Annotated in this window: 10 protein-coding genes; all 10 read right to left on the bottom strand. The window is 64.7% G+C overall.

All coding sequences use genetic code 11. From position 1 onward, the window contains the following. Positions 1-399: 399 nt before the first annotated feature. Positions 400-1,878 (bottom strand): efflux transporter outer membrane subunit, encoded by a 1,479-nt coding sequence (locus ACTJKT_RS27980; RefSeq protein WP_440789526.1) that lies wholly within the window; start codon positions 1,876-1,878, stop codon positions 400-402. After that, positions 1,875-4,982 (bottom strand): efflux RND transporter permease subunit, encoded by a 3,108-nt coding sequence (locus tag ACTJKT_RS27975; protein WP_440789524.1) that lies wholly within the window; start codon positions 4,980-4,982, stop codon positions 1,875-1,877. The genes ACTJKT_RS27980 and ACTJKT_RS27975 overlap by 4 nt, the downstream gene beginning before the upstream one ends. After that, complete coding sequence (locus ACTJKT_RS27970) at positions 4,979-8,083, bottom strand: MdtB/MuxB family multidrug efflux RND transporter permease subunit (protein ID WP_440789522.1); 3,105 nt, start codon at positions 8,081-8,083, stop codon at positions 4,979-4,981. Before ACTJKT_RS27970 ends, ACTJKT_RS27975 begins: the two co-directional genes overlap by 4 nt. Then, positions 8,080-9,408 (bottom strand): MdtA/MuxA family multidrug efflux RND transporter periplasmic adaptor subunit, encoded by a 1,329-nt coding sequence (locus tag ACTJKT_RS27965; protein ID WP_440789520.1) that lies wholly within the window; start codon positions 9,406-9,408, stop codon positions 8,080-8,082. Before ACTJKT_RS27965 ends, ACTJKT_RS27970 begins: the two co-directional genes overlap by 4 nt. A 175-nt stretch (positions 9,409-9,583) precedes the next feature. Next, positions 9,584-10,084: a thiol peroxidase gene (gene tpx, locus ACTJKT_RS27960; protein ID WP_440789518.1), complete on the bottom strand. Its 501-nt coding sequence runs from the start codon at positions 10,082-10,084 to the stop codon at positions 9,584-9,586. A gap of 160 nt (positions 10,085-10,244) precedes the next feature. Beyond that, entirely contained in the window at positions 10,245-10,688 is a 444-nt protein-coding gene (locus ACTJKT_RS27955; protein ID WP_440789516.1) for an SRPBCC family protein, read from the bottom strand. A gap of 382 nt (positions 10,689-11,070) precedes the next feature. Next, a complete protein-coding gene (locus ACTJKT_RS27950) occupies positions 11,071-11,742 on the bottom strand; it encodes a DUF3313 domain-containing protein (protein WP_440789515.1) in 672 nt (223 codons plus the stop codon). A gap of 191 nt (positions 11,743-11,933) precedes the next feature. Beyond that, positions 11,934-12,899, bottom strand: coding sequence for a hypothetical protein (locus tag ACTJKT_RS27945; protein WP_440789513.1), 966 nt, complete (start codon positions 12,897-12,899; stop codon positions 11,934-11,936). 219 nt (positions 12,900-13,118) lie between these two features. Continuing rightward, positions 13,119-13,613, bottom strand: a complete 495-nt coding sequence (locus tag ACTJKT_RS27940) for a DUF934 domain-containing protein (RefSeq protein WP_440789511.1) — start codon at positions 13,611-13,613, stop codon at positions 13,119-13,121. A gap of 16 nt (positions 13,614-13,629) precedes the next feature. After that, positions 13,630-15,303 carry a nitrite/sulfite reductase gene (locus tag ACTJKT_RS27935; protein ID WP_025809118.1) on the bottom strand — a complete coding sequence of 558 codons (1,674 nt, stop codon included), beginning with the start codon at positions 15,301-15,303 and terminating at the stop codon, positions 13,630-13,632. Positions 15,304-15,443 lie beyond the last annotated feature (140 nt).

The raw sequence follows: 15,443 nt of genomic DNA, 5'->3' as shown, positions 1-15,443 counted from the left end.
AGTCGCAATTGTACCGATTGCGTGCAGAAACACACTCACAATGTAAGCAAAAAGCCATCAGTCGGACGAAAGTACCCGGCTGATAAAACAAATCGGTTACAACGACTCGGCTCCTGACAACGCCAGGCACACCGCTATCGATGTAGCCGCTGGCGCAGCCTGCGCGCGACCGCGTAGCGGTCGTAAAACCAGGCAACGCATTTATCCAGGCAGGCGGCGGGCTCAGGGCTTAGGGTCGCTACGTCGGAGTGCCGCCCATACCGTTCGCAGCCTCGCAGGCTCGGCAGCGGCTACAAGGTCGGATGCGCCGCTATCCATGTAGCCGCTGGCGCAGCCTGCGTGCGGCCGCGTAGCGGTCGTAAAACCTGCCAACGCGCTTACCCAGGCAGGTCACGCCCGTTACTTGTCACTGGCCTGCAGCTGGCCGTCCCAGCCGCCGCCTAGGGCGGCGATCAGTTGCACGCTGGTGACCAGCCGGCTTTGCAGCAGGCTCAGCACGCTGCGTTCGTTGCTCAACGCCGTGGCCTGCACCACCACCACGTCCAGGTAGGCGATCACCCCGGCCTTGTACTGGTTCTCGGTCAGGCGCAGGGACTCGCGCGCCGCGTCCAGGGCCTGCTGGCGCACCGCCGCCTCGTCTTCCAGGACCTTGAGCTGCACCAGGTAGTTCTCCACCTCGCGGAAGCCGTCGAGCACGGTCTGGCGGTACTTGGCCACGGTCTGGTCGTAGGCCGCCTCGGTGCGGTCGACTTCCGCCGAACGCTGGCCGCCGTCGAACAGGGTCATGGCCAGTTTCGGCCCCACCGACCAGAAGCGGTTCGGCAGGCTGATCCAGTCGGCGTAGGTACTGCTGCTATAGCCGCCGGCCATGCTCAGGGTCAGGTCCGGGTAATAGGCGGCCTTGGCCACGCCGATATTGGCGTTGGCGGCGATCACCGAACGTTCGGCCGAGGCGATGTCCGGGCGCCGTTCCAGCAGCTGCGACGGCAGGCTCAAGGGCACCTGGGGCAAGGCCGGGATGTCCTGGGTCTCGGCCAGGCTGAACTCGGCAGGCGGCAGGCCGATCAGCACCGCGATGGCGTTTTCCAGCTGGGCGCGCTGCCAGATCAGGTCGATCAGGTCGGCCTGGGTGGTTTTCAGCTGGGTTTGCGCCTGGGCCACCGCGTCCTTGCCGGAAACCCCGGCGCGGTACTGGTTCTCGGTCATGGTCAGCGAACGCTGGTAGGCCGCCACCGTGGCTTCGAGCAGGCGCTTCTGCTGGTCCATGACCCGCAGTTGCAGGTAGTTCTGCACCAGCTCCGACTGCTGGCTCAGGCGCATTGCCGCAAGGTCGGCGAAGCTGGCTTCGGCGCTGGCTTCGTTGGCTTCCAGGCCGCGGCGCAGCTTGCCCCAGACATCGGCCTCCCAGCTCACCCCGAGCTGGGTGTTGTAGGTGTCGCGAATGCCGCTGGAAGAGCTGCTCAGGGCCGAACTGCTGCTGCCGGTGCCCTGGCTGGCGCGGGTTTTCCCGGCGCTCAGGTCCACCGTGGGGAACAGCGAACCACGGGCGCTGCGCACCAGGGCCTGGGCCTGGCGGTACTGGGCCTCGGACTGCGCCACGGTCTGGTTGGCGCTGTTGAGCTTGTCGATCAGGCCGTTGAGCTGCTGGTCGCCGTACAGCTCCCACCAGGCACCGCGGGCCAGGGCATCGCTGGGGCTGGCCTGGCGCCAGCCCGCCGCCTCCTTGTATTGCGCAGGCTCGGCGACGGTCGGGCGCTGATAGTCCGGGCCGATGGCGCAGGCGCTGAGCAGCGCCAGGCTCAAGCTCAGGCTCAACAGCCGCGAACCGCGGGCCAGGGCCAGGCGCTGAGGAAGGTTGCGTGGCGAACAGTCAGTCATAGCGGCGTTTCCAGAGCGGCATCGGTACGAACCCCACGCCAGTGGTTGAACTTATGGCGCAGGCGATCGAGATAGAGGTAGACCACCGGGGTGGTGTAGAGGGTCAGGATCTGGCTGAAGACCAGGCCGCCAATGATGGTCAGGCCCAGGGGCTGGCGCATTTCCGCGCCTTCGGCGCTGCTCAGCAGCAACGGCAAGGCGCCGAGGATCGCCGCCAGGGTGGTCATCAGGATCGGCCGCAGGCGCAGCAGGCAGGCGCTGCGGATCGAGTCCAGCGGGCTCATGCCCTGGTGGCGTTCCAGCTGCAACGCCAGGTCGATCATCAGGATGGCGTTTTTCTTCACCACGCCGATCAGCAGGAACAGCCCCAGCAGCGAGATCAGGCTGAACTGGCTGCCCAGCACATAGATCGACAGCAGGGCGCCGACCCCGGCCGACGGCAGCGTGGAGAGAATGGTCAGCGGGTGAATGTAGCTTTCATAGAGCACGCCCAGCACCAGGTACACCGCCAGCAAGGCGCCAAGGATCATGAACGGCTGGCTCTTCTGGGTCGCGGCGAAGGCGTCGGCGGTGCCGGCCATCTTGACGATCACGTCTTCCGGCATGCCGACCTTGGCGATCGCCCGTTCGATGGCCGCGGTGCCCTGCTCCACCGTCACCCCTTCGGCCATGTCGAAGGAAATGCTTTCCGAGGCGAACTGGCCTTCGTGGCTGACCCGGTCGTCTTCCAGGCTGTTTTCGTAATGGGCGATGGTCGACAGCGGCACCCGCGCGCCATCGGCGGTGATCACCTGCACCTGGTTGAGGGTGACCGGGTCCTGGGCGTATTTCGGGTTGACCTCCATCACCACCTGATACTGGTTGAGGCTGTCGTAGATGGTGGAAATCTGCCGCTGGCTGTAGGCGTTGTTGAGCACCGCGGTGACCATGTTCATGTCGATCCCCAGGCGCTTGGCCTGGTCGCGGTCGACCACCAGGGTCACCTGCTGCGCGCCCCGCCCTTCGCGGGCGTCGATGGCGGTCAGTTCCGGCAAGGCGCGCAACGCGGTGACCACTTTCGGGTACCACTCGCGCAACGCCCCCAGGTCGCCGCTCTGGATGATGTAGGAATACTGCGAGGTGGTCTGCTCGCGGCCGCCGCCGAACTGCAGGTCCTGGTCGGCCATCAGCATCAGCTGGGCGCCGGGCACCTTGGGCATTTCCTTGCGCAGGCGCTCGATGACCTTCTGCGCGGACAGGTTGCGTTCCTTGATCGGCTTGAGGCGCACCAGCATGAAGGCGTTGTTGGTGCCGTTGCTGCCGCCGATGAAGCCGGCCACGCTCTCCACCGCCGGATCCTTGAGCACCTCGCGGCGGAAGATCTCCATCTTCGGCTGCATCACGGTGAACGACAGGCCGTCGTCGCCGCGTACGAAACCGATCAACTGGCCGGTGTCCTGCTGCGGCATGAAGGTCTTGGGCACCACCACGTACAGCGCGATGTTGACGCCGATGGTCAGGAACAGGCTGAGCAGGGTCAGGCGTTTGTGGCGCAGCACCCAATCCAGGCTGCTGGCGTACTTCGCCACCATCCAGTCGTTGGTGCGCTGGCTCCAGCGCTGCAGGCCGTTCTCCTGGCCCGGCACATGGGGCTTGAGCCAGCGGGCGCAGAGCATCGGGGTCAGGGTCAGGGACACCACCAGGGACACGACGATGGCCGCCGCCAGGGTGATGGAAAATTCGCGGAACAGGCTTTCGATGATCCCGCCCATGAACAGGATCGACAGGAACACCGCCACCAGCGAGACGTTCATCGACAACAGGGTGAAACCGACTTCCTTGGCCCCCAGGTAAGCCGCCTTCATTGGCGCTATGCCGTCGTCGATGTGCCGGGAAATGTTCTCCAGCACCACGATAGCGTCGTCCACCACCAGCCCGGTGGCGAGAATCAGCGCCATCAGCGACAGGTTGTTCAGGGAAAAACCGTACAGGTACATCACCGCGAAGGTGCCCACCAGCGACACCGGCACCGCCAGGGTCGGGATCAGCGAGGCGCGCAGATTGCCGAGGAACAGGTAGACCACCAGTATCACCAGGGCCACGGCGATCAGCAGGGTCATCTCGGCTTCGTGCAGGGTGGCCTTGATCACCGGCGAGCGGTCCATGGCCAGGTTGAGCTTGACGCTGGCCGGCAGCACCGCCTGCAACGCCGGCAGCTGCGCCTTGATCTCGTTGACCGTCTCGATGATGTTGGCCCCGGCCTGGCGGTTGATCACCAGCAGCACCGCCGCGTCGTCGTTGAAGAAGCCGCTGTTGTAGCGGTCCTCGACGCCGTCGCTGACCTTGGCCACGTCTTTCAGGCGCAGGGCCGCGCCGTCCTTGTAGTGGATGATCAGCGGCTCGTAGTCCTTGGCCTTCTCCAGCTGGTCGTTGGCCTGCACCTGCCACATCTGCTCGCTGTTCTCCACCGAGCCCTTGGGCCGGCGCACGTTGGCTTCGGCGATGGTCTTGCGCACATCGTCGAGGGCCACGCCGTACTGGTTGAGCAACTGCGGTTCGAGTTCGATGCGCACCGCCGGCAGCGAACTGCCGCCGATCTGCACCTCGCCGACACCGGACACCTGGGACAGGCTCTGGGACAGGATGGTCGAGGCCAGGTCGTAGAGCTGGCCCTTCTCCAGTACATCAGAGGTCAGCGACAGCACCATGATCGGCGCCTGGGACGGGTTGACCTTCTTGTAGGTGGGCATGCTGCGCATGCCACTGGGCAGCAGGTTGCGCGAGGCGTTGATCGCCGCCTGCACTTCCCGCGCCGCGCCGTTGATATCGCGGTCCAGGTCGAACTGCAGGATGACCCGGGTCGAGCCCTGACTGGAGCGGCTGCTCATGGTGTTGACCCCGGCGATCGCACCGAAGGAGCGCTCCAGGGGCGTGGCCACGGTGGACGCCATCACCTCGGGGCTGGCCCCCGGCAGGCTGGCCTGGACCACGATCACCGGGAAGTCCATCTGCGGCAGCGGCGACACCGGCAGCAGGCCGAAACTGACGCCGCCCAGCAGCATGATCGCCAGGCTCAGCAGCATGGTGGCCACCGGCCGGCGGATAAAGGGTCCGGACAGGTTCATGGCTGCTCTACCGGCTCCGCGGGCTCAGGCGCCGAACGCCAGCGCCGGCCCAGACGGTCGAAGTACAGGTAGATCACCGGGGTGGTGAACAGGGTCAGGACCTGGCTCAGCAACAGGCCGCCGACCATCACCAGGCCCAGGGGCTGGCGCAGTTCGGCGCCGGAGCCGGTGGCCAGCATCAGCGGCACGGCGCCGAACAGCGCGGCCAGGGTGGTCATCAGGATCGGCCGGAAACGCAGGAGCGCCGCCTGGTAGATCGCCTGCTCCGGGGCCATGCCCTGGTTGCGTTCGGCGTCGAGGGCGAAGTCGATCATCATGATCGCGTTCTTCTTGACGATGCCGATCAGCAGGATGATGCCGATGATCGCGATCATGCCCAGGTCGTTGCCGCTGAGGATCAGCGCCAGCAAGGCGCCCACCGCCGCCGACGGCAGCGTGGAGAGGATGGTGATCGGGTGGATGTAGCTCTCGTAGAGCACCCCCAGCACGATGTACATGGTCACCACCGCCGCCAGGATCAGCAGCAAGGTGCTCGACAGCGAGGCCTGGAACGCCTGGGCCGCGCCCTGGAACTGGGTCTGCACGCCCACCGGCATGCCGATGTCCCGCTGCACCTGCTCGATGACGTTCACCGCCTCGCCCAGGGCCACGCCGGGCGCCAGGTTGAACGACATCATCACCGCCGGGAACTGGCCGATATGGGCGATGGCCAGTTGCGCCTGGCGCTCCTCGACCCGGGCCAGGCTCGACAGCCGCACCTGGCCGCCGTCGGTGGTCTTCACATGGATCTGCTCCAACGCCTGCGGGCCGATGGTTTCCCCGGCCTGGGCCTGCAACACCACGCGGTACTGGCTGGCCTGGGTGTAGATGGTGGAAATCTGCCGCTGGCCGAAGGCGTCGTACAGCGCGTCGGTGATGTTCGACACCGAGACGCCGATGCGCGACGCAGCGTCGCGGTCGATCACCAGGTACACCTGCAACCCCTTGTCCTGCAGGTCGCTGGCAACGTCGGTCAGCTCCGGCCGATGGGCCAGGGCATCCACCAGGCGCCCGCTCCACAGGGCCAGCAGGTCGGCATCCGGCGACGACAGGCTGAACTGGTACTGGGTGCGGCTGACCCGGTCCTCGATGGTCAGGTCCTGCACCGGCTGCATGAACAGGCGGATGCCCACCAACTGGTCGACCTGGGGCTGGATCCGCGCAATCACTTCGGCGGCGCTGAGGTCGCGTTCGCGGTGCGGCTTGAGGTTGATCAGCAGCCGGCCGCTGTTGAGGGTGGCGTTGTCGCCGTCGACGCCGATATAGGACGACAGGCTTTCCACCGCCGGGTCGGCCAGGATGATTTTCGCCAGGTCCTGCTGGCGCTGGCTCATGGCGGCGAAGGACACCGACTGCGGCGCCTCGGAAATGCCCTGGATCACCCCGGTGTCCTGTACCGGGAAGAAGCCCTTGGGCACCACCATATAAAGGAACACGGTCAGCGCCAGGGTGCCGACGGCCACCAGCAGGGTCAGCGGCTGGTGCTTGAGTACCCACTGCAACCAGCGGCCGTAGCTGGCGATCAGCCAGTCGATCCAGGCACCGCTGGCGCGGTAGAAGCGGCCCTGTTGTTCTTCCTTGGGCTCACGCTTGAGCAGGCGCGCGCACATCATCGGCGTCAGGGTCAGGGACACCACCAGGGAAATCAGGATAGCCACCGCCAGGGTGATGGCGAACTCGCGGAACAGCCGCCCGACCACGTCGGCCATGAACAGCAGCGGGATCAGCACGGCGATCAGCGACAGGGTCAGCGACACCAGGGTGAAGCCGATCTGCTTGGCGCCCTTGAGCGCGGCCTGCATCGGGCTGTCGCCCTCCTCGATGAAGCGCGAGATGTTCTCCAGCATGACGATGGCGTCGTCGACCACAAAGCCGGTGGCGATGGTCAGGGCCATCAGGGTCAGGTTGTTGACCGAGAAGCCCGCCAGGTACATCACGCCAAAGGTACCGATCAGCGACAGCGGCACGGCGATCGACGGGATCACCGTGGCGCTGGCCCGGCGCAGGAACAGGAAAGTCACCATCACCACCAGGGCAATGGCGATCAGCAGTTCGTGCTGCACATCGGTGACCGAGGCGCGGATGGTCTGGGTGCGGTCGGTGAGCACGGTGACGTCGAGGCCGGCCGGCAGGTTGTCGGTGATGCTCGGCAGCAGCGCCTTGATCCGGTCCACCACCTCGATCACGTTGGCCCCGGGCTGGCGCTGGATATTCAGCAGCACCGCCTGGTTTTCATTGGCCCAGGCCGCCAGGCGTTCGTTCTCGGCGCCGCCGGCGATCTGCGCGACATCTTTCAGACGCAGTGGCGCGCCATTCTTGTAGGCCAGGATCAGCTCGGCGTAATCCTTGGGCGAGGTCAGCTGGTCGTTGGCGTCGAGCATCGACACCCGGGTCGGGCCGTCGAAGTTGCCCTTGGGCTGGTTGACGTTGGAGGCGCCGATCAGGGTGCGCACGTCCGACAGGTTGAGGCCGTTGGCCGCCAGGGCCTCCGGGTTGACCTTGATCCGCACCGCCTGGCGCTGGCCGCCGGCGATGCTGACCATGCCGACGCCGCTGATCTGCGCGATCTTCTGCGCCATGCGGGTATCGACCAGATCATTGAGCTTGGGCAGCAGCATGGTCTTGGAGGTGATGGCCAGGGTCAGCACCGGGGTGTCCGCCGGATTGACCTTGTTGTACACCGGCGGCGCCGGCAGATCGGTGGGCAGCAGGTTGGTCGCGGCGTTGATCGCCGCCTGCACCTGCTGCTCGGCGACATCCATATTGATGTCGAGGTTGAAGCGCAGGGTCAGCACCGAGGCGCCGCCGGAGCTGGTGGAGGCCATCTGGGTCAGGCCGGGCATCTGCCCGAACTGGCGTTCCAGGGGCGCGGTGACCGCGCTGGTCATCACGTCGGGGCTCGCGCCGGGGTACAGGGTCATCACCCGGATGGTCGGGTAATCGACCTGGGGCAAGGCCGAGACCGGCAACAGGCGATAGGCAATCAGGCCGGCCAGGACAATGGCCAGCATGCTCAGGGTGGTGGCTACCGGACGGAGGATGAACAGCCGCGACAGGTTCATGCGCCGACCTTGCTCGCCGGGGCGTCAGCGGCCGGGGCCGTGGCAGGGGTGGTCGCCGAACTGGCCGGCTTGCCCTGCAGGTGCTGGGTCGGGGTGGCCGGCACCTCTTCGGTGGTGTTGACCACCTCCACTTCGCTGCCGTCCTTCAGGCGGTCGGTGCCTTCCAGCACCACGCGGTCGCCGGCTTCCAGGCCGGTCTTGATCACGGTGGAGTCGCCATTGCTGTCACCGACCTGCAACTCGCGGATCTTGACCTTGTTGTCGCCGTCCAGGGCGTAGACGAAGGTGCCGTTGGTGCCGAACTGGATCGCCGCCGACGGCGCCAGCACCACGTTTTTCAGGGTATCGGCGAGCACCCGCACGTTGACGAACTGGTTGGGGAACAGCGCCTGGTCGCGGTTCTCGTAGCGCGCCTTGAACTTCAGGGTGCCGGTGGTGGTGTCGATCTGGTTGTCGAGGCTTTGCAGCACGCCGCTGGCCTGCAGCTCCTGGTCGCCACGGTCCCAGGCTTCCACCGGCAGCTTGGCGCCGCTGCGATAACGCTCCAGCACCCTGTTCAGGTTGTTCTCCGGCAGGGTGAAGGCGACGCTGATCGGCTGGGTCTGGGTGATGATCGCCAGCGCGGTGGTGTCGTTGGCCGCCACCAGGTTGCCGACGTCCAGCTGGCGCAGGCCCACGCGACCGGTGATCGGCGCGCGGATCCTGGTGAATTCGAGATTGAGCTTGGCGTCGTTGACCGCCGCCTGGTTGGTCTTGACCGTGCCCTGGTACTGGCCGACCAGCGCCGCGGCGGTGTCCAGGGTCTGCTTGGCGATACTGTCCTGGGCGTACAGGCCGCGATAACGCTCGTAGTCGACCTGGGCGTTCTTCAGCTGGGCCTGGTTCTGCAACAGCGTGCCTTCGGCCTGGAGCAAGGCGTTCTGGTAAGGCCGCGGGTCGATTTCCGCCAGCAGGTCGCCGGCCTTGACCATCTGCCCTTCCTCGAAGCTCACCTTGACCAGTTCACCGGCGACCCGGCTGCGCACATTGATGGTGTTCAGCGCGGTAACGGTGCCCAGCGCCTTGTAATACAGCGGGAAGTCCCCGCGCGTGGCCGGCGCCACCCGCACCGGGATCGGCCCGGTCGCGCCCCCGAACCCCGGGCGCATCGCCCCGCTGCGCCCGGTGTGCCCGGCCGCGGCCTTTTGCCCGGCGGCATCCTTGTGGGTGGTCGAGGCCGGCCAGAACTTCCAGCACAGGCCGACGATAGCCAACAGGACAAGCAGGCCGAACAGCCAGCGACGGGAGTTGCGGGAAACGGAGGATTGCATGGAGTGATCAACCATTGGGCGCGAGGGGATCTTTTTCAGAAGGCTGAAAGATAAGCACTGGCCGGTGTTTAGCAAAGCGCCTTTACCGGCAATTTACCTTGGGCTTACGTTTGCAAGTGCCTGCTAAGCCACTGAAGCACAAATAAAAACGGCCTGGACAGGGCCAGGCCGTGAATAATTGTAAAACCTGTTACTTCAGAACGGCCAAGGCCGCGTCGTAGTTCGGTTCGTCAGCGATTTCCTTGACCAGCTCGCTGTGCAGCACGGTGTCGTTCTCGTCCAGCACCACCACCGCGCGGGCAGTCAGGCCGGCCAGCGGGCCGTCGGCAATGGCCACGCCGTAGTTCTCGATGAACTCGCGACCACGCAGGGTCGACAGGTTCTGCACGTTTTCCAGGCCTTCGGCGCCGCAGAAACGGGCCTGGGCGAACGGCAGGTCAGCCGAGATGCACAGCACCACGGTGTTGTTCAGGCCGCTGGCCTGGGCGTTGAACTTGCGCACGGAGGTGGCGCAGGTCGGGGTGTCGACGCTTGGGAAGATGTTCAGCACTTTGCGCTTGCCGGCAAAGCTGCTCAGGGTGATGTCGGCCAGGCCGGCGCCCACCAGGGAGAACGCTGGCGCCTTGGAGCCGGCTTGTGGCAGTTGGCCGTTGACTTGAACCGGGTTGCCTTTAAGGGTGACTTGAGCCATGAACGGAGTCCTTTTAAACGATTGTCATTGAACAGCTGTAAAGAAAATCGAGAGGCCGGAAGTTAAACATGAAACGCTCCGGCCACCTATGCCCGGGATACAAATTGTCGCCCTTTTGCGCCCTTGACTGGATACAGGGAGCGAGGCCGCAGGACGACCATCAGCTCAGCAGGCGCCGCATGTTGCGATGCCGGGCCTCGAAAATGCGCACCATGTAGGCATTGACCACCAGCCATTCCAAAGGTGCGCCGCCCAGCGCCCGATAAGTCACCCGGTCGGTATACAGGGTACCCCCGTCGCAGGCCTCGACCCGGTGTTCATGACGGAAGGCGCGCAGCGGTCCCTTGAGCATCTCGTCGACGAAATGGCAATCGCTGACTTCAGGTATAACCACCGTCCATGTCGCCGGTATTACACCCCACATCCAGTGCCGAAAGCTGAACTGGCGCCCGGCGCTGATCCGCAGGTTATTGATGTCCACGCCCCGCAAGGGGGTGATGCGCTCGGGAAAGATCTTCGGGAAGTTGGCGCCTTCCAGACAGAAATCCAGCACCTGGGCCGGGCTGCGACCGGCAATGAAAGTCGTGCGTTCAACCACGGGCATGCCAGGAAAAATCCCTTGAGAACACCTACCAAACATGATGCAAAACATCATATTTGTATTTTATCTATATGTTTTTATTGAATTTTTTACTCTTAATAAATCACATTAAATTAACCACTATAAATACATGGAAATAATCACAATCCACATGAAGACTTGAGCAAGCATTGAAGCTCCGTCACCGCTCGATCCTGGAGCACGCAGTCAGTGTGCGGAGGGCGTAATCCTGTCACAGGCGATGCCTGCCGTGGGCCTTGCGCCCTCGCCTCGCCAGCGAAACCCGTGTTTTTCATTGGCTGCCGGACCTGCTCGATGAAGGGGTCAGGCACCCGCCCTGACCCCGACGCAGTTGGCAAAAAAAGCTCGGGAGAAACCCCGACCCCTACTGTTTTTTCAGCTTATTGAAGGACTGATGCAGGTCGGAGGCCCAGCCGTCGATGACGTTTTTCACGTCCGAAGGCTGCATGACCTGGGTTTCGTTCTGCAGCGGCTTGCCGCTGCCCTTGCGCACCACCTGGGCGATCACCTTGTTGTTGCCGCCGTCGATGAACTGCGCCTCGGTCCCCAGGGTGGTCTCCTGGTCGCGGATCCCGCTGGCCGTGCTCACCGCCGCCGCCACCAGGGCGATGGGAATGATTTCGTAGGGTTTCAGGCCTTCGGTCTTGCTGCTCACCGCCGTGATCGCCGCGCGCACCACAATCACGCCCGGCCCCGGTCCGGTGGCCAGCGGCAAGTCCTTGCCGATCTCGCGCTTGAGCGCCTCGTCGTAATAGCGGTTGATACCGTACAGGGTGTTCTGCGGGATCTTCACCGTTGGCTGCGGCTTGGGATAGAACTGGGTGGGTTCGATATAGACGCTGCGGTACTGCTTCAGGTCCAGTTTGGGATCGACCCAGCGCATCACCTCGACGCCCGACGGCGACTTGGCTTCCTTGAGCTGGCTGTAGTCGCCGAGAAAACCGGAATACTCGTCGGGCTGGGTGATGTTGCTGGAGCAGCCCACCAACCCTAGGGAGGCCAGGCACAGCGTGCTCATCATTGATGCGAGCTTCATGGGGTAACTCCTGTCAGAAATCCGGAAGCGCTACTGGTTTGAGGAAATTTAGGTATAGCCAATAGCGGGCATATCAGCACAGTAAAAGCGGATTAATCGCCAAAGCAAGCCAGAGAACTCTTAGCGAATCGGACAGATGCAGGTGCGGCGTCAAAGCCGCACCTCGCCCAGACCCGTTACCAGCCCGTCCGTTACCAGGTCGTTCCGCGCCGCGCCGCCGCCTCGCGCAGGGCGTTGATGCGCATGGCCTTGAGCAGGGAAAAGGTCCCGGCCAGGATGATCACGGCGCCAAACACAAAGTCGATGCCGTACAACTGATAGTCCTGCAGCGGCCCGACCAGGAATACCCGGACCGCCGCCACGCCCAGCAGCGTGGCGAGAAAGTCGATGGTCGGCTCGTCGCGGTACAGCACCATCAACAGCGGCAGGCACAGCACCAGCAACAACAGCAGCACGATGATCTTGAACGAGCCCTTGCGCTCGATGCTGAAGGCACACTCGCTGGCGCCATAGGTCGGATAGTCGCCGGGCTGGACCTGGCTGTTCTGCTCGGCGATGTAGTCCGCCGGGTTGTACATCCGGGTCGGGGTGAAGGTATTGGACAGGTTCATCTGCGTGGTGATGCGCTTGAACGGCAGGTCGACCTGCTCGTTGCCCTTGAGGATGTACAGCACCGGCTTGTAGCCGTAACGGTAAACCTCGAAGGGAAACCGGCTGGACTCGCCGATCACCCGGATCGGCCGGCTTTCCAGGTCCGCGTAGGCATTCTTGTGCGGCGAGCTGAAGTTGCGGTTCAAGGGCTTGACCTTGACCTCTTCAAAGAACAGCGGCGGCATGCTGTAGGTGGACTGCAAGGGCTCCAGGCGCAATTTCAGCGGATAGCGGCTCAGCTCGTAGCGGTTGTAGGTGCGCTCGGAAACGTTGACCTCCCCCGAGACCCTGAACTCGCCCTGGGTGCTGTTGGTGACCCTGAGCAGCAGGTAGTCGCGCTTGAAGGAATGCGCCGAATCCGTGGCGGGGCCGCACCAGCCGTAGCTGTCGAGGGGATCGCCGAGGCGCCCGCTGCGGGCATCCTGGTACACGTAGAAATAGCCGACCCACAGGGTCAGGATCAGCAACAACGAAAACAACCCGAGTATCTTTTTAGCAACGCTCACAGCCGCGACTCTCTTCCATGGATGGCCCATGCCAGGCACGCCGGCGACTGATCGCCGGACGCCGATCCCTGGCTCCTTCATAAGAGGTGGGACTCTACCAAAGCGCCATCATCGACCCAAGGACAAATGCCCCTGCCAGCCAAACAATGGCGGTCGCTGCCCTGTTCCCGGGCGGCTATGAGCATCGTTCGAAGCGCCGGCCTGTGCCAGCGCCCCTCTTCAACGCCGGCGGAACAGCGGCCGCGGCTCGATCGCCGAACGGCCGTAGAGCACGCTCATGCCCGCCAGCCCCTTGAGGGCGTCGTCGGCGCATTTGTCTTCGCGGATGGCAAAGCTGTCGAAACCGCATTGGCGCATATGGCTGAGCTGGTCGCGCAGCACATCGCCCACCGCCCGCAGTTCGCCCATCCAGCCCAGCCGGGTGCGCAGCAGGTAGGCCTGGCTGTAGGCCCGGCCATCACGGAAGCTGGGGAAGTCCAGGGCGATCAGCGGGATCAGCTTGAGCCAGGGCCGCAGGCTTTCCACCTCGTCGTCCGGGCCGAGCCAGACCCCGTCCCGCGCCGGCTCGTGCTCGATGCGGCGGATCAGCCAGCGGGCCAGCGGCAGAATCAGCGGTCCCTGGGACAACGGGCCGTCCACCTCGCGCACCAGGCTCCAGGGATCGTCCTCGACCCGCCCGGCCTGGCCATCCTGCAAGCGCAACAGATTGTTCATGGTTGTAACTCCTGGCTCATGGCTGCGCCTCCAGCACTTTCGGATAGACCCGTTCCTTGAACGGCTCCAGGCCGATGCGTTGCACGGTATCGACGAACAGTTCCTCGCTTTCCCGGTAACGCACGAAGGTGGCGATGATGCGTTCGATCACCCCGGGCACTTCCTCGGCGCTGAACGACGGGCCTATGACCTTGCCCAGCGCGCTGTGCTTGCCCTGGGCGCCGCCGAGGGTGATCTGGTACCACTCGCTGCCGTTCTTATCGACGCCGAGGATGCCGATATTGCCGATGTGGTGATGGCCGCAGGCGTTCATGCAGCCGGAGATGTTCAGGCTGATATCCCCCAGGTCGTGCAGGTAATCCAGATTGTCGAAGCGCGCCTGGATCGCCTGGGCGATGGGGATCGACTTGGCGTTGGCCAGGGCGCAGAAGTCGCCGCCGGGACAGGCGATGATGTCGGTCAGCAGGCCGACGTTGGCGCTGCCCAGGCCCTGCTCGCCCGCCAGCCGCCACAGCTCATGGAGCGCGGACTTGGGCACGTCCGGCAGGACGATGTTCTGCTCGTGGGCGATACGGATCTCGCCGAAGCCGAAGGCCTCGGACCAGTCGGCCACCGCCTCCATCTGCGCCGCCGTCACGTCGCCGGGCGGCGAGGCGCTGCCGGGTTTGGTCGACAGCACCACGCTGGCGTAGCCCGGCACCTTGTGCGGCTTGACGTTGTGCGCCACCCAGCGTTCGAAGGCCGGATCCTCGGCCAGGCGGCTGCCGTAGTCGAGATCGGTGGCCGGCTGGCGTTCGTAGAGCGGCGGGATAAAGGCACTGGCGACCCGCTGGTATTCGGCCTCGGTCAACTGCGCCGGGCCGTCCTTGAGGTGCTGCCACTCCTCCTCCACTTCCTTGGCGAAGGCCTCGATACCCAGGGCCTTGACCAGGATCTTGATCCGCGCCTTGTACTTGTTGTCGCGCCGGCCGTGGCGGTTATAGACCCGCAGCACCGCCTCCACATAGGACAGCAGGTGCTGCCACGGCAGGCCGTCGCGGATCTGCTGGCTGAGGATCGGCGTGCGCCCCAGGCCGCCGCCGACCATCACCCGCAGCAGCATCTGCCCGCGCCAGTCGCGGTACAGGTACAGGCCGATGTCATGCATCATGATCGCCGCCCGGTCCTGGCGGGCCGAGCAGATGGCGATCTTGAACTTGCGCGGCAGGAACAGGAATTCCGGGTTGATGGTCGACCACTGGCGCAGGATCTCCGCCAGGGGCCGCGGGTCCATCAGCTCGTCGGCGGCCACCCCGGCGAAGGCTTCGGTGGTAATGTTGCGCACGCAGTTGCCGGAGGTCTGGATCGCATGCATCTCCACCCCGGCCAGGCGTTCGAGGATGTCCGGCACCTGGGCCAGCTCGATCCAGTTGAACTGCATGTTCTGCCGGGTGGTGAAGTGGCCGTAGCCGCGATCGTAGTCGCGGGCGATGCTGGCCAGGGTGCGCATCTGCCGCGCACTGAGGGTGCCGTAGGGAATGGCCACCCGCAGCATGTAGGCGTGTTTCTGCATGTACAGGCCGTTCTGCAGGCGCAGCGGCAGGAACTCCTCTTCGCTCAGCTCGCCAGCCATGAAGCGTTCGACCTGATCGCGAAACTGCGCCACCCGTTCAAAGACCAGGGCCCGGTCGTACTCGTCATAGTGATACATGTCACGGCCTCATCAGTGCTGGCCCCGATCTCGCCTCTGGAGATACGCCCTGTAACCCCGCAGCCCTGTAGCCGCTGCCGAGCGCAGCGAGGCTGCGAACGAGTGCGCAGCGCGCGCAATCCAGGCTATGCGGTCTGGCA

This window comes from Pseudomonas sp. 22526 (genome assembly GCF_052044735.1).
Taxonomy (GTDB): domain Bacteria; phylum Pseudomonadota; class Gammaproteobacteria; order Pseudomonadales; family Pseudomonadaceae; genus Aquipseudomonas; species Aquipseudomonas piscium.
This window is presented reverse-complemented; position numbering and strand designations above follow the sequence as displayed.